Source organism: Streptomyces massasporeus, assembly GCF_014648995.1.
GTDB lineage: Bacteria > Actinomycetota > Actinomycetes > Streptomycetales > Streptomycetaceae > Streptomyces > Streptomyces massasporeus.
This window is the reverse complement of record NZ_BMSE01000017.1, coordinates 15,426-36,105: the sequence shown is the minus strand read 5'-3', so window position 1 is coordinate 36,105 and position 20,680 is coordinate 15,426. Positions and strand designations below refer to the sequence as shown.

Below are 20,680 nucleotides of genomic sequence, written 5' to 3'. Positions count from 1 at the left end.
GGGGGCGATCCTATCGGTTTGTTTCGCAACGGAATATTCCGTCTGGCGGAAAATACAAAAGGGCGGGATGCCGCTCAGGTGTGATTCCCCGAACCAATTACCAGCGCGTAGGTCTGTGTCGCGATCTCCAATTCCTCGTCAGTAGGTACCACGGCCACCGCGACCCGGGCGCCCTCGGGCGAGATCAACCGCGCCTCCTCGCCGCGGACGGCGTTGCGCTCGCCGTCCACCGCCAGGCCCAGCTCCTCCAGCCCCGCCAGGGCGGCCGCCCGCACCGGAGCCGCGTTCTCGCCGACACCGGCCGTGAAGGCCACCGCGTCCACCCGCCCGAGTACGGCGTAATAGGCGCCGATGTACTTCTTCAGCCGGTGAATGTAGATGTCGAACGCCAGCTCCGCCTGCTCGTCGCCCTCGTCGACGCGGCGGCGGATCTCCCTCATGTCGTTGTCACCGCACAGACCGATCAGACCGCTCTTCTTGTTGAGAAGAGTGTCGATCTCGTCGGCGGACATTCCACCAACACGCATCAAATGGAAGATGACGGCCGGGTCCATGTCTCCGGAGCGCGTACCCATCACGAGCCCCTCCAAAGGCGTCAGCCCCATGGAGGTGTCGACGCAGCGACCGCCCCGCACGGCCGACGCGGACGCCCCGTTGCCCAGGTGCAGCACGATCACGTTCGTCTCGGACGGGTCCTTGCCCAGCAGCTCGGCGGTGGCCCGGGAGACATACGCGTGCGAGGTGCCGTGGAAGCCGTAGCGCCGGATGCGGTGCTCGTCGGCGGTCTTGACGTCGATCGCGTAGCGGGCGGCCGACTCCGGCATGGTGGTGTGGAACGCCGTGTCGAAGACGGCGACCTGCGGCAGGTCCGGCCGCAGCGCCTGGGCGGTGCGTATGCCGGTGAGGTTGGCCGGGTTGTGCAGCGGGGCCACCGGGATGAGCCGCTCGATCTCGGCGAGCACGGCGTCGTCGATGACGGTCGGCTCGGTGAAGAACTTCCCGCCGTGCACCACCCGGTGCCCGATCGCGGCCAGTTCGGGCGAGTCCAGGCCCAGGCCGTCCTTGGCGAGCTCCTCGGCGACGGCCTTCAGGGCGGCGTCGTGGTCGGCGATCGCAGCGCCGCGCTCCCGGCTCTCGCCGCCGGCCGGGGTGTGCTTCAGCCGGGACGTCTGCTCGCCGATGCGCTCGACCAGGCCCACCGCGAGCCGGCTGCTGTCGCGCATGTCGAGCAGCTGGTACTTCACCGACGAGGAGCCGGAGTTGAGGACGAGGACACGGGTGGGGCTCACTGGGCGGTCGCCTTCTCGCTCGGGGACGGGGCGGGCATCTGGGCCTGGATCGCGGTGATCGCGACGGTGTTCACGATGTCGGAGACCAGGGCGCCCCGGGACAGGTCGTTGACCGGCTTGCGCAGACCCTGCAGCACGGGGCCGACGGCGATCGCGCCGGCCGAGCGCTGCACGGCCTTGTAGGTGTTGTTGCCGGTGTTCAGGTCGGGGAAGATCAGCACGCTCGCCTGCCCGGCGACCTCGGAGCCGGGCAGCTTGGTCGCCGCGACCGACGGCTCCACCGCGGCGTCGTACTGGATCGGGCCCTCGATCTTCAGGTCGGGCCGACGCGCGCGCACCAGCTCGGTGGCCTCGCGCACCTTGTCGACGTCGGCGCCGGAACCCGAGGTGCCGGTGGAGTACGACAGCATCGCGATCCGCGGCTCCACGCCGAACTGCTCGGCCGTGGTCGCCGACTGGATGGCGATGTCCGCGAGCTGCTCGGCGTTCGGGTCCGGGTTGACCGCGCAGTCGCCGTAGACGAGGACCTTGTCGGCCAGGCACATGAAGAAGACGGACGAGACGATGTCGGCGTCCGGCTTGGTCTTGATGATCTCGAACGCCGGGCGGATGGTCGCCGCCGTGGAGTGCACCGAGCCCGACACCATGCCGTCGGCGAGGCCCTCCTGGACCATCAGCGTGCCGAAGTAGTTCACGTCGGAGACGACGTCGTACGCCAGCTCCACGGTGACGCCCCGGTGGGCGCGCAGGTCCGCGTACTTCTCGGCGAAGGTGTCGCGCAGTTCGGAGGCGGCCGGGTCGATCAGCTGGGACTCGCCGAGGTCGACGCCGAGATCGGCGGCCTTCTTGCGGATCAGGTCGACCGGGCCGAGCAGCGTCAGTTCGCACACGCCCCGGCGCAGCAGCACCTCGGCGGCGTGCAGCACGCGTTCCTCGGTGCCCTCGGGCAGGACGACCCGGCGCAGGTCGGAGCGGGCCTGCTCCAGCAGCTTGTGCTCGAACATCATCGGCGTGACGCGGTCGCTGCTCGGCGCGGAGACGCGGCGCGCGAGGTCCACGGTGTCGGCGTAGCGCTCGAACAGGCCGAGGGCCCGCTCGGCCTTGCGCGGGGTGGCCGCGTTCAGCTTGCCCTCCAGGGAGAACAGCTGCTCGGCGGTGGGGAAGCTGGTGCCGGCCACCGACAGCACCGGGGTGCCGGGGGCGAGGCGGTCGGCGAGGGTGAGGATGTGGTCGCCGGGCACCTCGTCCAGGGTGAGCAGCACACCCGCTATCGGCGGGGTGCCGGCGCTGTGCGCGGCGAGCGAGCCGACGACCAGGTCGGCGCGGTCGCCCGGGGTGACCACGAGGCAGCCCGGGGTCAGGGCGCCCAGGAAGTTCGGCAGCATGGCGCCGCCGAAGACGAAGCCGAGCACGTCCCGGGCGAGCCCGGAGTCGTCGCCCAGCACCACCTTGGCGCCGAGGGCGTGGCCGATCTGCGAGACGGTCGGCGCGGACAGCGCGGGCTCGTCGGGCAGGACGTAACAGGGCACGGGCAGCCGGGAGTCGAGCTGGCCGGCGATCTCGTCGCGGTCCTCGCGGGCCACCCGGTTGGCGACCATGGCCAGGACGTCGCAGCCCAGGGTGTCGTAGGCGCGGTAGGCGTTGCGCGTCTCGGCGAGCACGGCCTCGACGGTCTGCTTGCGGCCGCCGACGACCGGGATCACGGACGCGCCGAACTCGTTCGCCAGCCGGGCGTTGAGCGACAGCTCGTCCGGCAGCTGCGTGTCGGCGTAGTCGGTGCCGAGGACCAGGACGACGTCGTAGTCCCGCGCGACCAGGTGGAAGCGATCGACGAGGGTGGACACCAGCTCGTCGGTCCCGGCCTCGGCCTGGAGGGCGGACGCCTCGTGGTAGTCCATGCCGTAGACGGTCGCCGGGTCCTGGGTGAGCCGGTAGCGGGCGCGCAGCAGCTCGAAGAGGCGGTCGGGTCCGTCGTGGACCAGGGGACGGAACACACCGACCCGGTCGACCTGCCGGGTGAGGAGCTCCATGACCCCCAGTTCGACGACCTGGCGTCCGTCGCCGCGGTCGATGCCGGTCACGTACACGCTGCGGGTCACGCGCGCTCTCCGTTTCGTCTCGATTGGGGGGCAGGCCTCACACCCACTGCTTTCCAGTCAGGGGCACAAAAATCGCCCACCGAGGTGAGCAGAACCCTCTTGACAATACCTCTGCCGCTGGGTAAGGCGCCCGTCAGATCAGGGGTTCCGCGGCGGGCTGTGGAGCGTGAAACAATCGGCAGTGGCTCACCGGTGTCAACAGCGAGCAGGAGACACAGCACGATGCGTATCGGAGTTCTCACCGCAGGCGGCGACTGCCCCGGCCTGAACGCCGTGATCCGGTCGGTCGTGCACCGGGCGGTCGACAACTACGGCGACGAGGTCATCGGCTTCGAGGACGGCTACGCCGGCCTGCTCGACGGCCGCTACCGCAGCCTCGACCTGGAGTCCGTCAGCGGCATCCTCGCTCGCGGCGGCACCATCCTCGGGTCGTCCCGGCTGGAGCGTGACCGGCTGCGCGAGGCCTGCGAGAACGCCTCCGACATGATCCACGAGTTCGGCATCGACGCGCTCATCCCGATCGGCGGCGAGGGCACGCTGACGGCCGCGCGCATGCTGAGCGACGCCGGCCTGCCCGTCGTGGGTGTCCCGAAGACGATCGACAACGACATCTCCTCCACGGACCGCACCTTCGGCTTCGACACCGCCGTGGGCGTCGCCACCGAGGCGATGGACCGGCTGAAGACCACCGCCGAGTCCCACCAGCGGGTGATGGTGGTGGAGGTCATGGGCCGGCACGCGGGCTGGATCGCCCTGGAGTCCGGCATGGCGGCCGGCGCGCACGGCATCTGTCTGCCGGAGCGGCCGTTCGACCCGGCCGACCTCGTGAAGATGGTCGAGGAGCGGTTCTCCCGCGGCAAGAAGTTCGCGGTGGTCTGCGTCGCCGAGGGCGCCCACCCCGCCGACGGCTCCATGGACTACGTCAAGGGCGCCATAGACAAGTTCGGCCACGAGCGCTTCCAGGGCATCGGCACCGCCCTCGCCCACGAGCTGGAGCGGCGCCTCGGCAAGGAGGCCAAGCCGGTCATCCTCGGCCACGTCCAGCGCGGTGGCGTGCCGACCGCCTACGACCGGGTGCTCGCCACGCGGTTCGGCTGGCACGCGGTGGAGGCCGCGCACCAGGAGCAGTTCGGCAGGATGACCGCCCTGCGCGGGACGGACATCGTGATGGTCCCGCTCGCGGAGGCCGTGACCGAGCTGAAGACGGTGCCGAAGGACCGCATGGACGAGGCCGAGTCGGTCTTCTAGGGGCTTCCGGGGGCTTCCAGGGATCGGTCTTCTATCCGGCCTCCAGGTCGGTGTCGTCCTGGAGCTTCGTCCAGAAGTGCTCCACGATCCGGTCGAGGAAGTCCTGGCCGGCACCGCCCGCGTCACCGCTGCCGCCGCCCCAGCTCAGGGTGGCCGCCATGTGCCCCTGGTAGTCCTCGTGCAGGCCCTGCAGGGCGTCCTCCAGGAACCGCCGGTCCAGGGGCACGAGTTTGGCCACGGGGCGGACGTAGGCCTGCCAGCGGGTGGTGGCGGCGCTGCGCAGCAGATCGCCGAGTCTGCCGTCGCGGCCCGTGACCGTGACGAAGTCGGGCAGGCCGAGCCCGAGCAGATCGGCCAGGGCGGCGGACTGGCGGTCCGTGCCGCGCCAGGAGTCGGTCTCCTCCATGCGCAGATACGCGAGCACGTCGTGCCCCACGGCACGGGCCACGTCCTCCGGGGCGAGGCAGCGGGCTATGCGGTGTTCGCGCAGGGTGCGCGGTCTGCCGATGAGTTCGGCGGGCGAGCACCACAGCACGCCCGCGAGCGCGGTGAGTTCGGAGTTGGTCGGGGCGGCTGCCCCGCGTTCCCAGGCCATCACGTGGTCCGGGGTGACGTGGGGGTGTCCGTACGAGACGCGCATGCCGTGGGCGACGTGCTCGGGGGCCATGCCGAGGCCCGCGCGCAGCCGGCGGGCGGCGGGGGCGTTGAAGGGCGGGGTCGTGGGGGCGGACCGGGGTGGAGGAGGGGGCAGGGGCTGGCTCGGGCGGGCTGAAGGTCGGCGCACGGCCCACAAGCTAGGGCGGCGGGAGTGGGCTGACTACGGTCTGTTCGGCCAGGATCACGGATTGTACGAACCTACGGCTACCGGCGGGTTCGACCGGGGCTGAAGATCGTCTGTCGGCGGCGGCACGGGCGGGGCGAGGATGGCGCCGGGTCCGATGATCACGGGCCCGGAAAGGCAGTGACTCACGTGAACGGCAAGCTCAACGGGCATATTCGCGAGCGTCTCCTCGCGCCGAACTTCTGGCATCTCGCGACGGTGGGGGTGGACGGGGCGCCCCAGGTGTCGCCCATGTGGGCGGACATCGAAGGGGAGTACGTCATGGTCAACACCTCGATGGGGCGGGTGAAGGAGGAGAACCTGCGGCGCAATCCGTACGTTTCGCTGTCGCACCACGACCCCGCGAACCCGTACGACCGCGCCGAGATCCGCGGGAAGGTCGTGCGGTTCGTGGAGGGGGAGGTCGCGGAGCGGGCGATGGACCGGCTGGCGCGGAAGTACCTCGGTGAGGACCGGTACCCGTGGCTGCTGCCCGGCGAGCGCCGGGTGATGCTGCTGATCGAGCCGACGCGGGTGCGGAGGCTGGAGGGGGTCGAGCCGTTCCGGGCCGGGGTTCTGCCGGAGGGGGCGGGCGGCTGACCCCCTCGGGAAGATGGGACCGGCGGAACGGAGCGCCCGGCGAGCAGGTCTCGCCGGGCGCTCCGGTGTGTGCGGCTAGCGGGGCCTCACCCGGGGCTCGGGTGTGTGCGGCTAGCGGGGCCTCACCCGGGGCTCCGGTGTGTGCGGCGAGCGGGGCCTCACCCGGCGCCCGGGTGCGGTGAACCTGTCGAGGTGTGATCGTCCGACCCATTGACCCTGATCCGTTCACCCACTTAGCCTCCATCTTCATACGTGGACGCCATCTCCATAGAGAGACGGCGTCCAGGGATGGGTCATCGGTTCAAAGGGGAACTGCCTTGCCTCTGCTCGTCGTCGGGATCAGCGTCCTGATCCTCCTGCTCCTCATGACCAGGCTGCGACTGAACGGCTTCGCGGCCCTGCTGCTCGTTGCGGTGGGGGTCGCGCTCGTGCAGGGCATCCCCGTGGCGACCATCCCGGACGTCCTCTCCGAGGGCATCGGGGACCAGATCGGCGACACCATGCTGACCATCGGGCTCGGCGCGATGGTGGGCCGTGTGATGGGGGACTCGGGCGCCGCCCAGCGCATAGCCGGCAAGCTCCTCGACGCCTTCGGGCCGCGCTGGGTCCAGGTCGCCATGGTGGTCACGTCCATGCTGATCGGCGTGACCATGTTCTACGAGGTCGCGTTCATCATCATCGTGCCCATCGCGTTCACGCTGGTCAGGGTCACCGGGGCGAAGCTGCTGTGGGTCGGCCTGCCGATGTCCATCGCGCTGTCCACCATGCACAGCTTCCTCCCGCCGCACCCCGGCCCCACCGCCGTCGCCGCGACCTTCCACGCCTCCGTCGGACTGACCCTGTTCTACGGCCTGTTCATCGCCGTGCCCGTCGGCGCGCTCATCGCCCTGACCTGGCCCCGGCTGCCGTTCGTCGCGCGGCTGGACCCGTCCATACCCAAGGGCCTGGTCAGCGAACGCGAGTTCACCGACGAGGAGATGCCCGGCCTCGGCTGGTCCCTGTTCGTGGCGCTCTTCCCCGTCGTGCTGATCGTGGCCGCCGCGGTGACCGACATGGCCACGTCGGGCGAGAGCCCCCTGCTGCACGCCGTCGCGTTCATCGGGTCGGCGCCGATCGCGCTGCTGCTGACGCTGTGCCTGGCGGTGTGGGCGTTCGGGCCGCGGATCGGGCGCAGCCTGAGCGACGTGGGAGCGTCCTGTACGTCGGCGGCCCAGGCGATGGCGATGATCCTGCTGGTCATCGGCGCGGGCGGCGCGTTCAAGAACGTCCTGGTCGAGGGCGGGATCTCCGACTACATCAAGGACGCCACGGACGGCTGGTCCATCTCGCCGATCGTCCTCGCCTGGCTCGCCGCGGTCATCCTGCGCATCGCGCTCGGCTCGGCGACGGTGGCGGTCGTCACCGCCTCCGGTGTCGCGCTGCCGCTGCTCGCCGGGAGCGGGGTCCACCCGGAGGTGATGGTGCTGGCCGTCGCCTGCGGCTCCATCGCGTTCTCGCACGTGAACGACCCCGGGTTCTGGCTGTTCAAGGAGTACTTCAACCTGTCGGTCATCGAGGCGATCAAGGTGCGGACGTCCTATACGACGGTGCTGGCCGTGCTCGGACTGGGCGGGGTGCTGGTCGTCGAGTGGGTGCTCGACGTGCTGAGTCTGTGAACCGGATCTTCGAGAAGAGGCAGTCGATGAGGCGGCAGTCGATGAAAAGGCAGTCGATGAGGAGGCAGTCGATGAGGAGGGGCAGTTGATGAGCATCGGGCAGCAGCCGACCGTCACGGCGTTCGCCGTCTATCCCGTTGCCGGGCGGGACAGCATGGAGCTGAATCTCTCCGGCGCGCACGGACCGTACTTCACCCGCAACGTCGTCGTGCTCACGGACTCCGAGGGGCGGACCGGGCTGGGGGAGGTGCCCGGCGGGGAGAAGATCACGCGAACGCTGCGGGACGCGGAGCCTCTCGTCGTCGGGGCGAAGGTCGGCGACTACAAGCGGGTGCTGCGCGAGATCGGGGAGCGGTTCGGCGACCGGGACGCGGGCGGGCGGGGTGCGCAGACGTTCGACCTGCGGACCACGGTGCACACGGTGACGGCGGTCGAGTCGGCGCTGCTGGACCTGCTGGGGCAGCACCTCGACGTGCCGGTGGCGGCGCTGCTGGGGGACGGGCAGCAGCGGGACTCCGTGCGGGTGCTGGGCTATCTGTTCTACGTGGGAGACCCGGACCGGACGGATCTGGAGTACGTGCGGGAGCCCGGCTCTTCCGTGGAGTGGTACCGGGTGCGGCACGAGGAGGCGTTGTCGGCCGAGGCGATCGTGCGGCAGGCCGAGGCGGCGTACGCGCTGTACGGGTTCCGGGACTTCAAGCTCAAGGGGGGTGTGCTGGAGGGGGCCGAGGAGGTCGCGGCGGTCCGGGCGCTGAAGCGGCGCTTCCCGGAGGCTCGGGTCACGCTCGATCCGAACGGGGCGTGGTCGCTGCGGGAGGCTGTCGAGTTGTGCCGGCCGTTGGTGGGGACGCTCGCGTATGCCGAGGATCCGTGCGGGGCGGAGGGCGGGTACTCGGGGCGGGAGGTGCTGGCGGAGTTCCGGCGGGCCACGGGGTTGCCGACCGCGACGAACATGATCGCGACGGACTGGCGTCAGCTGGCTCATGCGCTGGCTCTGCAGTCGGTGTCCATTCCGCTGGCCGATCCGCACTTCTGGACGATGCAGGGGTCGGTGCGGGTGGCGCAGTTGTGTGAGGCGATGGGGCTGACGTGGGGGTGTCACTCCAACAACCACTTCGACATCTCGCTGGCGATGGTGACGCACTGTGGTGCGGCGGCGCCGGGGGAGTACAACGCGCTGGACACGCACTGGATCTGGCAGGAGGGGCTGGAGCGGCTGACCGTCGACCCGCCGCGGATCGTGGGGGGTGAGGTCGCGGTTCCGGACGCGGCGGGGCTGGGGGTGCGGGTGGATATGGAGCGGTTGCTGGCGGCGCATGAGCTGTACCGGGAGAAGGCGTTGGGGGCGCGGGATGATGCGGTGGGGATGCGGTATCTCGTGCCGGGGTGGTCGTTCGACGCGAAGCGGCCGTGTCTGGTGCGGTGACGCCTGCGGCGGGCTGTGGGGGTGTGCGTGCGCTTCGCCTTCTCGCCGGTGGTGGGTCGGGGCCGCGCCGGGGGGGTGTCCGTCCTCGGAACGGCGCGATGGGGTCGGACGCCGACTGACTGTCCGTTGACGCGCCAACCGCTGCGGGCGGACACCCCCCGACACGGCCCCTTGCGTACGACGGCGGGTGCGGGTCCGCTCAGCTGCGGGCATGCGTGCCGCCAGGGGTGGCACGGGGGGCGCAGCGGCACCCCGCTACGCCGGGCTGCGGGCCCACCCGGCCTCGGCAACTGTGGGGTTCAGCCCTTGACCGCGCCTCCCAGGGCGAAGCCTCCTCCCAGGCGGCGGGCTATCAGGACGTACAGGAGGATCACCGGGGTCGAGTAGACGATGGAGAACGCTGCCAGCTGGCCGTACGCCACCATGCCGCGGTTGCCGAAGAAGTCGTTGATGCTGACCGAGGCCGGCATCTGGTCGGGGGTGAGCAGGAGCATGAAGGGGACGAAGAAGTTGCCCCACATCATGACGAAGGAGAAGACCGTCACGACGGACACGCCCGGGCCCATGAGGGGGAGGACGATGCGGAGCAGGGACTGGAACGCCGAGGCGCCGTCGGTCCAGGCGGCCTCCTCCAGTTCCTTCGGTACGCCGTCCATGAAGTTCTTCATCAGCCAGATGGCGAAGGGGAGTTGGGACGCGGCGAAGAAAAAGATCGTGCCCTGCATGGTGTCGATCAGATCCACCTGCACGAAGAGCGCGTAGACCGGAACCATGATGGCGGTGATGGGCAGGCTCGTGGCGAAGAGGATCGTGAGGAGGAAGGGGCGGTTGAAGCGGGAGCGGAAGCGCGAGAGCGGGTAGGCGGCCAGGGCCGCGCAGACCACCGTCAGCAGGGTCGCGCCGCCGCACAGGATCAGGCTGTTGAGGAGCGGCGTGAAGGTGATCTCGGGGGTGAGGATCGCGTCGAAGTTGTCGAGGGTCAGGCCGTCGGGGGTCTTCACCCTCAGGTTCGCGTGGGGGTCCAGGGCCGAGAGGATCACCCAGGCGAGAGGGAGGACGAAGGCTGCCGCGACCACGAGGAGGCCCGCGTCCGCGGCCAGGCGGCGTGTCGTGCGGCGGGATGCCATGCGCGTCAGACCTCCGTTCGCAGCAGGCGCAGGTAGATGAGGGAGAAGAGCGAGCCGACCAGGAGCAGGAGCAGGGCGACCGCCGTGCCGTAGCCGATCAGGCTGTTCTGGAAGGCCTGTTCGTACATGAAGAGCGGCAGGGTCTGGGACCTGCCACCCGGGCCGCCCCTCGTCATCACCCAGATCAGGCCGAAGACGGAGAGGGTCTGGAGGGTGTTGAGCATCAGGTTCGTGCCGATGGAGCGGCGGATCATGGGGAGCGTGATGTGCCACATGCGGCGCCAGCCCCCGGCCCCGTCGACCTCCGCCGCCTCGGTGATCTCCTTGGGGATCTCGTTCAGCGCGGCCGAGTAGACCAGCATGGAGAAGGCCGTACCGCGCCAGACGTTGGCGAAGGACACCGCCAGGATGGGGAGGGTGAACAGCCAGTTCTGGGAGGGCAGGTGAAGCCAGTCCAGGATGGCGTTCAGGGTGCCCTCGCGGCGGAAGAAGGCGTAGAGGAGGAAGCCGGCGACGACCTCCGGCAGGACCCACGCCGTGACCACGATGCCGCCGGTGAGGGTGCGGACCGGTTTCGACGCGCGCTGCATCAGTGCCGCCAGGGCGAGGCCGAGCGTGTTCTGTCCGATCAGGGAGGACAGGACGGTGAACACCAGGGTCAGCCATACGGCGTTCAGGAACGCCTCGTCGCCGAAGGCCCGGGTGAAGTTGTCGAAGCCGACGAACGACTCCTGTGCCTGGCCGGTGAGCTGGAGGTCGGTGAAGGCGATGTAGACGCAGTAGGCGATGGGGCCCGCGAGGAAGAGGAGCAGGAGGACGATCGCGGGGGTGAGGGGGAGGATCCGCACCGGCAGGCGGGGGCCGCGTGCCGGGTGCTCGGCGTCGGGGGTCTTGGTCGGCCGGGGGTGGGGCGCCGTGGTGGTCATGCCCGGAGGTCCTCGCTCACCGCTCGACCACCTGGTTGTCCGTCGCGTCCTTCAGCGCGTCCGTGTACGAGCCCGTCGCCTCCTCCACCGACGTGTCTCCCGTGGTCACTCCCTCCATCGCCTCCTGGATGGCCGTGGAGACCTTGGGGTAGGCCGGGTAGGCGGGGCGGTAGTGCGTCGTCGACACCAGGTCCGTGAAGAACTTGATGCCGGGCTGGGCGTCGACGTAGGCGGGGTCCTCGGCGACGTCCTCGCGGACCGCGATGCCCGAGTTGGCGACGTACCACTTCTGCGCGTTGGCCTTGGTCTGCATCGTCTTGACGAACTCGAAGGCCAGGTCCGGGTTGCCCGCCTTGGCCGGGATCGACCAGGTCCAGCCGCCGGACATGCTCACCTTGCCGGGCGCCTGCCCGTTCTGCGTGGGCATGGCCGCCAGGCCCAGTGTCTTCGACCACTCGGGCCACTCGTGGCCGCTGCCGGGCAGCCAGTCCTGGGGGAGCCAGGAGCCGTCGAGGGCGATGGCCAGCTTGCCCTGCGGGAGCCACTCGCCGCGGACCCGGGTCATGACGTTCGGGTCGAGGGCGTCCGAGACGTCCGGGCCGAGCTTCTCCTTGTAGACCGTCTCGACGAAGGAGAGGGCGTCCTCGAAGCCCTTGCCGCCGGCGATCCACTTCTTGGAGGTCTTGTCGTAGAGGGGATCCGTGCCGCCGTCGCCCGTGCCGTAGAGCAGCATCTCGAAGGTCTGCATGGTGGCCGCCTCACCGACCGGTTTGCCGGTGTAGGCGTTGAGCGGGATGACGTCGGGGACCTTCTTCTTGATGGTGCGGGCGGCGGTGAGGACGTCGTTCCAGGTCTTCGGCTGCCAGTCGGCGGGCAGGCCGGCCTTCGCGAAGATGTCCTTGTTGAACCACAGGCCGCGGGTGTCGGTGCCGTCGGGGACGCCGTACGTCTTGCCGTCCTCGCCCTTGGCCGCCGCCTTCGCCGTGTCGATGAACTTGTTCCAGTCCGGCCACTTGGCGAGGTAGGGGTCGAGGGGCTTCAGATAGCCGCTGGTGATGTCCGAGTTGATGAGGAACGTGTCCTCGTAGACCAGGTCGGGGGCGGTCTTGGGGGAGCGGAGCATCTGCTGGAGCTTGGTGTAGTACTCCGAGTCCGGGGCCTTGATCGGGACGAGTTCGACCTTCTTGCCGGGATGGGCCTTCTCGAACTGCTTCTTGATGTCCGCGAGATAGGTGTCCATCACCTTGATGGAGTTGTCCGTGGACTGTTTGAAGGAGACCTTCACGGTGTCCGGGTCGCTGCCGGATCCGCCCCCGCAGGCGGTGAGCGTGGTTGCGGCGAGGGCCAGGGCGACGAGGGGTGTGAGGGCGGCGGTGGGGCGCACGGCAACGACCTCCTACGGGCGCACTTCGTTGTGGCCGGGACGGCTGCGTCGTGAACCTAAGTTGAGTGGTCTAGTCAGGTCAATGCGTGTGCGGGGGTTTGACCGGTGACTGATGAACCGTCACTGGCCCGTGACCCAGCGGTACTGCAACTCCGGCCGCCCCACCGTGCCGTACTGCGGGCGGCGCGCCGCCCGGCCCGCGTCGACCAGATGCTCCAGGTAACGGCGGGCCGTGATGCGGGAGATGCCCACGGTTTCCGCGACGCCGGCGGCCGTGAGGCCCTCCGCGCTGTCGCGCAGGGCGACCGTCACCCGCTCCAGCGTCGGTGCGCTGAGGCCCTTGGGCAGCGCGGCCGGGCCCGGCGCGCGCAGGGCCGCGAGCGCCCGGTCCACCTCGTCCTGGCCGCTCGCCTCGCCGACCGCCGCGTGGAACTCGGCGTAGCGCACGAGGCGGTCGCGCAGGGTCGCGAAGGTGAACGGCTTCAGGACGTACTGCACGACCCCGAGCGAGACGCCCTCGCGTACGACGGCCAGGTCGCGGGCCGACGTCACCGCTATGACGTCCGCGTGATGGCCGGCCGTCCTGAGGGACCGGGCCAGTTGCAGCCCGTGCACGTCCGGCAGGTGCAGGTCGAGCAGGAGGAGGTCCACCGGGGTGCGTTCCAGGGCCCGGCGGGCCTCCGCGCCCGTGTGCGCCTTGCCCACGGCCACGAATCCCGGCACCCGGCCGACGTACAGGACGTGCGCGTCTGCGGCGACCGGATCGTCCTCCACGACCAGGACGCGGATGGCCTTCTCGCTGCTCGTCATGCGTCGCCTCCAGCGCCTCTGGCCGCCGGGGCCCCGGAGGGCATGCCCCCGGCCACCGTGTCCGGCTCCCGCAACGGCAGCCGTACCTCGAACTCCGCCCCGCCCCCGTCGGCCTCCGTCACCGTCAGGGAGCCCTCGTGCCGCTGGGCCGCCTGCCGGACCAGCGCCAGCCCGAGACCCCGGCCGCCCGGGCCCGCCGGTTTCGTCGAGAAGCCGCGCTGGAAGACCGCCTCGGCGTGCTCGGGGTCCACGCCCGGGCCCGTGTCCGAGACCCGCAGCACCAGCTCCGGTGCGTCGCCGGAGTTCCTGGTGTACGCGGCTACCGTCACCCGCGCCCGGGCGCTGCCCTGCGCCGCGTCCACGGCGTTGTCGATCAGGTTGCCGAGGATGGTCACCAGGTCCCGCGCCGGCAGGGTCTCGGGCAGCAGGCCGTCGTCCAGGCTGCTGTCCTCCGACACCATCAGCTCCACGCCCCGCTCGTTCGCCTGGGCCGTCTTGCCCAGCAGCAGCGCCGCCAGTACCGGCTCGCTCACCGCCGCCACGACCTGGTCGGTCAGCGCCTGCGCCAGCTCCAGCTCGGCCGTCGCGAACTCCACCGCTTCCTCCGCCCGGCCCAGCTCGATCAGCGAGACGACCGTGTGCAGCCGGTTCGCCGCCTCGTGCGCCTGTGAGCGCAGCGCCTGTGTGAAACCCCGCTCGGAGTCCAACTCGCCCATCAGCGATTGCAGTTCGGTGACATCGCGCAGGGTGACGACCGTACCGCGCCGTTCACCGCCCGACACCGGCGAGGTGTTGATCACCAGGACCCGGGACGCCGTCAGATGCACCTCGTCGACCCGGGGCTCGGAGGCGAGGAGCGCACCCGTCAGCGGGGCCGGCAGCCCCAGCTCCGCCACCGACCTGCCCACCACGTCCCCGGTCGCGCCGAGCAACTCCCGACCTCCGTCGTTGATCAACGCCACACGGTACTGCCCGTCCAGCATCAGCAGTCCCTCGCGCACGGCGTGCAGGGCGGCCTGATGGTAGTCGTGCATCCGGCTGAGCTCGGTCGCGTTCATGCCGTGGGTGTGGCGACGCAGCCGGGCGTTGACGACGTACGTGCCGACCGCGCCCAGCACCAGCGCGCCGGCCGCGACGCCGAGCAGGGCCGTCAGCTGGTCCTGGACCCGCTGGGTGATCTGCTCGACCCGGATCCCCGCGCTGACCAGGCCGACCACCCTGCTGCCGTCCTGGATCGGGGTGACGGCGCGGACGGACGGGCCGAGCGTGCCGGTGTACGTCTCGGTGAAGGTCTCGCCCTTCAGGGCCCGCTCGGTGTGCCCCTGGAAGGTCTGGCCGATCTGCCGGGGGTCGGGGTGTGTCCAGCGGATGCCCCGGGGATCCATGATCGTGATGAAGTCGACCTCGGCGTCCCGCATCACCTTCAGCGCGTACGGCTGGAGCTCGGCGGTCGGGTCGTCGGCGCGGGTCGCGGCCAGCACGGACGGGGAATCGGCCACCGAGCGCGCCACCGCCCTGGCCTGGCGCCTCGCGGCCTCCTCGGCCTGGCTGCGGTCGCTGACGTAGGTGAACAGCGCGTATCCGGCCACGACGACCGCTATCAGGACGGCCTGCATGGCGAAGAGCTGGCCAGCCAGGCTGCGGGGACCGGGGACGGTGAGGCGCATGTCGTCAGTCTGCACCGTGGCCGATTGTGAACTAAATGAACGGAAGGGTGACCGCGCTCACAGAGCAGGACATAGTCACGGCATTCCCCATAACGCATCTCCGGGAGCCCCGCTCCGAGATTCCCGGAGTCTCCCCGGACGTGAGCCGCACGCCGGTGATGCCGACGACGTCGTCAAGGAGGGCCGCCGTGACCAGCGCAGCCGATACGGCACCTGCCGCACGCAAACCCAAGCGGGACCGCACGCACTACCTCTACATCGCGGTGATCATCGCGGTCGCCGCCGGTATCGCGGTGGGTCTGGCCGCACCGGAATTCGCGCAAGAGCTGAAGCCGATCGGCACGGGGTTCGTGGCCCTGATCAAGATGATGATCTCGCCGATCATCTTCTGCACGATCGTGCTGGGCATCGGCTCGGTACGGAAGGCCGCCAAGGTCGGTGCCGTCGGCGGTATCGCCCTGGGCTACTTCATGGTGATGTCCCTGGTCGCGCTGGGCATCGGCCTGGTCGTCGGCAACATCCTGGAGCCGGGCACCGGCCTCGCGGTGACCGACGCGGTCAAGGACGCCGGTCACGCGCAGATCGACGCCGAGGCGAAGAACACCACGGAGTTCCTGCTCGGCATCATCCCGACCACGATCGTGTCGGCGTTCACCAACGAGTCGGTCCTGCAGACCCTGCTGATCGCGCTCCTCGCGGGCTTCGCCCTGCAGGGCATGGGCTCGGCCGGCCAGCCGATCCTGCGCGGCATCGAGCACATCCAGCGGCTCGTCTTCCGCATCCTCGCGATGGTCATGTGGGCCGCCCCGATCGGTGCCTTCGGCGCCATCGCCGCCGTCACCGGCTCCGCGGGCCTGGAAGCGCTCAAGAGCCTCGCCGTGCTGATGCTCGGCTTCTACGTGACCTGTTTCCTCTTCGTCTTCATCGTGCTCGGCGCCCTGCTGCGCGCCATCTCCGGCCTGAACATCTTCACGCTGTTCAAGTACCTGGGCCGGGAGTTCCTGCTGATCCTTTCCACGTCCTCGTCCGAGTCCGCGCTGCCGCGGCTCATCGCGAAGATGGAGCACCTGGGCGTCAGCAAGCCGGTGGTCGGCATCACCGTCCCGACCGGCTACTCGTTCAACCTCGACGGCACCATGATCTACATGACCATGGCCTCGCTGTTCATCGCCGACGCCATGGGCACGCCGATGTCGCTCGGTGAGCAGATCCCGCTGCTGCTCTTCCTGCTGGTCGCCTCCAAGGGCGCCGCCGGTGTCACCGGTGCGGGTCTGGCCACGCTGGCCGGCGGTCTGCAGTCGCACAAGCCGGCCCTGGTGGACGGCATCGGCCTCATCGTCGGCATCGACCGCTTCATGAGCGAGGCCCGCGCCCTGACCAACTTCGCGGGCAACGCCGTCGCCACGGTGCTGATCGGCACCTGGACCAAGGAGATCGACAAGGACCGCGTGAACCAGGTCCTCGCCGGTCAGCTGCCCTTCGACGAGAAGACCCTGCTGGACGACGACCACGACGGCCCGTCCGAGGACCACGTCGAGGTTCCCGAGCAGGGCGGCGAGAAGGAGCTGGCGAAGGCCTGAGGCCGCGCCGCCCCCCATGGAATCCGGGCGGCTGGGTGTCCCCCCGTCGCTCAGCCGCCCGGTTCACAGCACACAGACGGATCAAGCGTTCAGCTTCGCCACCAGCTCGGTGGCCTTCGAGGCGGGCACGCCCGCCGCGGTCAGTACGGTGACCGCGGCGCAGCGGCCCGCCTCTCGCGCTGCCAGCAGGCCGTCGTTCACCGCCTCCATCACCGCGAACAGCATCTGCTCGTGCACGTACGCCAGGGCCGGCGCCGGCAGCGGTGAGCTGAAGACGTCCTCGTCCAGCCCGCGCTGCAGCAGCCCGATGCTCGCCTGGCGGACCGGGGCGAGCCGCTCCCGGATGCCCTGCATGGTGACCGTGCGCTGGGCGAGCGCGACCAGCAGCCGGTAGCGGTCGGCGATCGCCCACACCGCCAGCACCGAGCGCGCCACCGCCTCCGCCGGGTCCCGCACGTCCTCGCGGCCCGCCGCGTGCGCGGCCGACAGCGCCTCCACGGCCTCGTCGACGAGCGTGCTGATCAGCGCCTCGCGGCTCGGGAAGTGCCCGTACACCGTCCGCCGTACGACGCCCGCGGCCCGTGCGATCTGGTCCATGGACGCGTCGGGGTCGCGCAGCAGCTCGGCGAGGGCGACGTCGAGGATGCGGCGGCGGTTGGCGTCGGCGCGGCTGGTACCCGTGGTCATGGACGTCATTGTGCCCCTCCCGGATTGAGTTGCACAGCGCTGTGCAACGGCGTAGATTGCACATCGTTGTGTAAATGCACAGCCATGTGCAACTCAAGCCGGGAAGGCAACCCCTGCCATGCGACTCGTCATGAACGAACCGACCGAGAGGATGGACCGCCCCTACGCACGCCGCTGGTGGGCGCTCCTCGTGCTCTGCCTCAGCCTGCTGATCATCGTGATGGCCAACACCGCCCTCACCGTCGCCGCGCCCGACATGACCGCGGACCTCGGTTTGAACAGCGCCGACCTGCAGTGGGTGATCGACGGCTACACCGTCCCCTACGCCGCGCTGATGCTGCTGCTCGGCGCGATAGGCGACAAGTACAGCCGCCGGGGCGCGCTCGTCCTCGGGCTGGCCGTGTTCGCGGGCGGCTCCGTCTTCGGGTACCTCGCCGACAGCTCCACGACGGTCATCGCCGCACGGGCCGTGATGGGCGCCGGCGCCGCGATGATCATGCCCGCCACACTGTCCCTCCTCGCCTCGACCTTCCCGCGCGCCGAACGGGCCAAGGCCATCACCCTGTGGACCGCCACGGCCGGCCTCGCCATCGCGGCCGGACCGCTCGTCGCCGGCGCGCTGCTGGCGGACCACGGCTGGTCCTCGACGTTCCTCATCAACGTCCCCATCGCGATCCTCGCCATCCTCGGCGCCTTCGTCCTCGTACCGCCGTCCAAGGCCGCGGACCGCGGGCGCATCGACTACGGCGGCGGACTGCTGTCGGTGGTGTGGATCGCCGCGCTGGTCTACATGATCATCGAAGGGCCGCACTTCGGCTGGGGCGTCAAGGCCGTCACGGCGGCGGTCGTCGCCGGAGCCGGGCTCGTCGCGTTCGTCCTCTGGGAGCTGCGCCACCCGCGCCCGCTGCTCGACGTCCGCCGCTTCACGAACCGCGGCTTCGCCGGCTCCAACCTCGCCGTCGCCCTGTTCTTCCTGGCGGTCTTCGGCGCCTTCTACTACCTGACGCAGCACCTCCAGTTCGTCCTCGGCTACGACGCCCTGGACACGGGCCTGCGCATGCTGCCGCTGGCGGGAGCGGTGTTCGTGGGGTCGGCCCTCACCGGCTTCCTCACGCCCCGGGTCGGCATGAAGTGGACCGTCACGGCGGGCATGGTCGGCGGCACGGCGGCCCTGGCGCTGCTCACCCAGGTCGACGCCGGTTCGTCGTACGGCGACTTCGTCGCGCCCCTGGTCGTCCTCGGCCTCTCGATCGGACTCGCGCTCTCGCCCTGCACGGACGCGATCATGGGGGCGTTCCCGGAGTCGGAGCTGGGCGTCGGCGGCGCGGTGAACGACACGTCGCTGGAGCTCGGCGGTTCGCTGGGCATCGCCATCCTCGGCTCGCTGCTGGCGACGTCGTACTCCGGCCACCTCTCGGACGCCACGGCCGGCAGCAAGCTCCCCGCCTCCTCCCTGTCCACCGCCCAGGACTCCGTCGGGGCCGGGTACGCCGTCGCCCAGGGCATCGGCGACAAGGCCCGGCAGCTCGCCGAGCAGGCCGCGCACACCGGCGACCCCCAGCAGGCCGAGCGGCTCCGCGCCCAGGCCGAGCAACTCGGCGGCGGCGCCCGGCAGATGGCCGACGCGGTCGGATCCTCGTTCTCCGACGCGGTCGCCCACACCAGCCTGATCGGGGCCGTGATCCTGGGCATCGGCACGGTGGTGGTGGCGCTGCTCCTGCCGAGCAAGGAGAAGACGCTGGAGGAGCCTGCGGACGAGAGCAAGGAACTGGAGTCCGCCGGGTCCCGCTAGGCCGTGTCCACCGTGTCCACGAAGTCCCGCCGTTCGCCTCCGGGCAGGCGGGACTTCGTGGACACGGCGGCCCATGCCCGTCACGAGAACGGCGCCACCGCCGATGCGCGGCAGGCGCCGCATGCGCGCCCGGTGCCGGCGTGGTCCGGCCCGGCCGAGTCGTCCATCCGGCCGCGTCGTCCAGCCGGACACGTCCGCCGCGTTGGCCGAGGCCGTGACTGTCTGCGGCCCGCCGCCTCCGGAGTCGGGAGGACGGCCTCTTGGTGACCGGCGGGGCGCGCACAGGCCCGGCCGCTTCGCTTCGGCGGACCCGGCCGCGTCGTCCAGCCGGACGCGTCCGCCGTGTTGGCCGTGTCCGTGGCGGTTGGCGGCCGCTCGCCCATCCGGCAGTCGTGACGACGGCGCGCTGGTGACCGGCGCTGGGCGCGCCCCACCGTCCGCGTCGTCCAGCCGGACACGTCCGCCGCGTTGGCCGTGTCCGTGGCGGTTGGCGGCCGCTCGCCCATCCGGCAGTCGGGACGACGGCGCGCTGGTGACCGGCGCTGGGCGCGCCCCACCGTCCGCGTCGTCCAGCCGGACACGTCCGCCGCGTTGGCCATGTCCGTGGCGGTTGGCGGCCGCTCGCCGCCCCCCCCCGCAGTAGGGACGACTACGCCTTCGTGACCGGCGCCGGACGCGCACCACCCCCGGTCGCCTCGTCCAGCCGGGCCGTGTCCTCCGCGGTGAGCAGCAGGTCCGCCGCGGCTGCCGAGTCCCTGATCGTGTGCGGTCGGCTCGCCCCCGGGATCGGGACGATCGTGGGGGATCGGGCCAGCAGCCAGGCCAGGGCGACCTGTTGGGGGCTGACGCCGTGCTCCGCCGCCACCGCGTGGAACGCGGCGAAGCGCTCCGCCCCCTCCGTGCGCGACGGCCCGTCCAGGGAGCTGCGGGACAGTCCGCCCAGCGGGCTCCACGGCAGGAATGCCAGCCCCAGGTCCGCACACAGCCGCAGCTCCGGCTCACTGTCCCGGGCGGCGGGGGAGTACCGGTTCTGCACCGACACCAGCCGGTCGCCGAGGATCTCGCGCGCCCGGCGGATCTGATCCGCGTCCGCGTTGGACACACCGGCCAGCCGGATCGTGCCCGCGTCGAGCAGCTCGCGCAGCGCGCCGACCGACTCCTCGAAGGGCACCGCGGGGTCGGGCTTGTGCAGTTGGTAGAGGCCGATCGCCTCCACGCCCAGCCGCTCGCGCGACGCCTCGGCGGCGGCCTTGAGGTGGCGGGGGGAGCCGTTCACCGTCCAGTCGCCGCCGGGCGGGCGGCCGCGGCCGCCCTTCGTCGCCACCAGGACATCGGAGGTGTCACCGCCGTAGGTCTCCAGGGCGCGGGCCACCAGGCGTTCGTTGTGCCCGGGCTCCGCGCCCGGCAGATGGTACGAGTCGGCCGTGTCCAGCAGGGTCACCCCCGCGTCGAGGGCGGCGTGCACGGTGGCCAGGGCGCGTTCCTCGTCCGGCCGGCCCTCGATGGACAGCGGCATCGCGCCGAGCCCGACCGCGCTCACCCGCAGCCCGCCGAGTGTCCTGTAACGCAT

16 protein-coding genes are annotated in these 20,680 nt (G+C 70.8%); 6 read left to right on the top strand and 10 right to left on the bottom strand.

What is annotated here, in order from left to right:
- Window positions 1-74 precede the first annotated feature (74 nt).
- Both IE153_RS30170 and pta read right to left on the bottom strand, forming a co-directional pair.
- Window positions 75-1,289 carry an acetate kinase gene (locus IE153_RS30170; RefSeq protein WP_189592940.1) on the bottom strand — a complete coding sequence of 405 codons (1,215 nt, stop codon included), beginning with the start codon at window positions 1,287-1,289 and terminating at the stop codon, window positions 75-77.
- Window positions 1,286-3,388 carry a phosphate acetyltransferase gene (gene pta, locus IE153_RS30165; RefSeq protein ID WP_189592939.1) on the bottom strand — a complete coding sequence of 701 codons (2,103 nt, stop codon included), beginning with the start codon at window positions 3,386-3,388 and terminating at the stop codon, window positions 1,286-1,288. Before pta ends, IE153_RS30170 begins: the two co-directional genes overlap by 4 nt.
- A gap of 222 nt (window positions 3,389-3,610) precedes the next feature.
- Between pta and IE153_RS30160 the strand changes: the two genes are divergently transcribed.
- Window positions 3,611-4,636, top strand: a complete 1,026-nt coding sequence (locus IE153_RS30160) for an ATP-dependent 6-phosphofructokinase (protein WP_031105025.1) — start codon at window positions 3,611-3,613, stop codon at window positions 4,634-4,636.
- 31 nt (window positions 4,637-4,667) lie between these two features.
- Here the strand turns inward: IE153_RS30160 and IE153_RS30155 are convergent, their stop codons facing one another.
- Complete coding sequence (locus IE153_RS30155) at window positions 4,668-5,420, bottom strand: helix-turn-helix domain-containing protein (protein WP_435811849.1); 753 nt, start codon at window positions 5,418-5,420, stop codon at window positions 4,668-4,670.
- A gap of 177 nt (window positions 5,421-5,597) precedes the next feature.
- On the opposite strand from IE153_RS30155, the gene IE153_RS30150 reads away from it, so the two are divergent.
- From IE153_RS30150 to IE153_RS30140, 3 genes are all read left to right on the top strand, one after another.
- The gene (locus IE153_RS30150) at window positions 5,598-6,056 is read left to right on the top strand and encodes a PPOX class F420-dependent oxidoreductase (RefSeq protein ID WP_189592938.1); all 459 of its coding nucleotides are present in this window, start codon (window positions 5,598-5,600) and stop codon (window positions 6,054-6,056) included.
- Window positions 6,057-6,373: 317 nt separating this feature from the next.
- Window positions 6,374-7,711: a gluconate:H+ symporter gene (locus IE153_RS30145; protein ID WP_189592937.1), complete on the top strand. Its 1,338-nt coding sequence runs from the start codon at window positions 6,374-6,376 to the stop codon at window positions 7,709-7,711.
- Between the two features lie 88 nt (window positions 7,712-7,799).
- On the top strand, window positions 7,800-9,137 hold the full coding sequence (locus IE153_RS30140; RefSeq protein ID WP_189592936.1) for an enolase C-terminal domain-like protein: 1,338 nt from the start codon (window positions 7,800-7,802) through the stop codon (window positions 9,135-9,137).
- A 299-nt stretch (window positions 9,138-9,436) separates the two neighbouring features.
- Here the strand turns inward: IE153_RS30140 and IE153_RS30135 are convergent, their stop codons facing one another.
- From IE153_RS30135 to IE153_RS30115, 5 genes are all read right to left on the bottom strand, one after another.
- Window positions 9,437-10,264, bottom strand: a complete 828-nt coding sequence (locus tag IE153_RS30135; protein ID WP_189592935.1) for a carbohydrate ABC transporter permease — start codon at window positions 10,262-10,264, stop codon at window positions 9,437-9,439.
- A gap of 5 nt (window positions 10,265-10,269) precedes the next feature.
- Window positions 10,270-11,190 (bottom strand): carbohydrate ABC transporter permease, encoded by a 921-nt coding sequence (locus IE153_RS30130; RefSeq protein ID WP_189592934.1) that lies wholly within the window; start codon window positions 11,188-11,190, stop codon window positions 10,270-10,272.
- Between the two features lie 16 nt (window positions 11,191-11,206).
- A complete protein-coding gene (locus IE153_RS30125) occupies window positions 11,207-12,574 on the bottom strand; it encodes an extracellular solute-binding protein (protein ID WP_189592933.1) in 1,368 nt (455 codons plus the stop codon).
- 120 nt (window positions 12,575-12,694) lie between these two features.
- The gene (locus IE153_RS30120) at window positions 12,695-13,384 is read right to left on the bottom strand and encodes a response regulator (RefSeq protein ID WP_031108811.1); all 690 of its coding nucleotides are present in this window, start codon (window positions 13,382-13,384) and stop codon (window positions 12,695-12,697) included.
- Window positions 13,381-15,051, bottom strand: a complete 1,671-nt coding sequence (locus IE153_RS30115) for a sensor histidine kinase (RefSeq protein ID WP_189593058.1) — start codon at window positions 15,049-15,051, stop codon at window positions 13,381-13,383. The genes IE153_RS30120 and IE153_RS30115 overlap by 4 nt, the downstream gene beginning before the upstream one ends.
- 188 nt (window positions 15,052-15,239) lie before the next feature.
- On the opposite strand from IE153_RS30115, the gene IE153_RS30110 reads away from it, so the two are divergent.
- Complete coding sequence (locus tag IE153_RS30110; RefSeq protein ID WP_189592932.1) at window positions 15,240-16,631, top strand: cation:dicarboxylate symporter family transporter; 1,392 nt, start codon at window positions 15,240-15,242, stop codon at window positions 16,629-16,631.
- A gap of 81 nt (window positions 16,632-16,712) precedes the next feature.
- On the opposite strand, the gene IE153_RS30105 is transcribed toward IE153_RS30110, so the two are convergent.
- Window positions 16,713-17,327 (bottom strand): TetR/AcrR family transcriptional regulator, encoded by a 615-nt coding sequence (locus IE153_RS30105; RefSeq protein WP_031105898.1) that lies wholly within the window; start codon window positions 17,325-17,327, stop codon window positions 16,713-16,715.
- Between the two features lie 109 nt (window positions 17,328-17,436).
- Between IE153_RS30105 and IE153_RS30100 the strand changes: the two genes are divergently transcribed.
- Window positions 17,437-19,110: a DHA2 family efflux MFS transporter permease subunit gene (locus IE153_RS30100; protein WP_189592931.1), complete on the top strand. Its 1,674-nt coding sequence runs from the start codon at window positions 17,437-17,439 to the stop codon at window positions 19,108-19,110.
- A gap of 649 nt (window positions 19,111-19,759) precedes the next feature.
- Here IE153_RS30100 and IE153_RS30095 read toward each other — a convergent pair.
- Window positions 19,760-20,680: an aldo/keto reductase gene (locus IE153_RS30095; RefSeq protein WP_189592930.1), complete on the bottom strand. Its 921-nt coding sequence runs from the start codon at window positions 20,678-20,680 to the stop codon at window positions 19,760-19,762.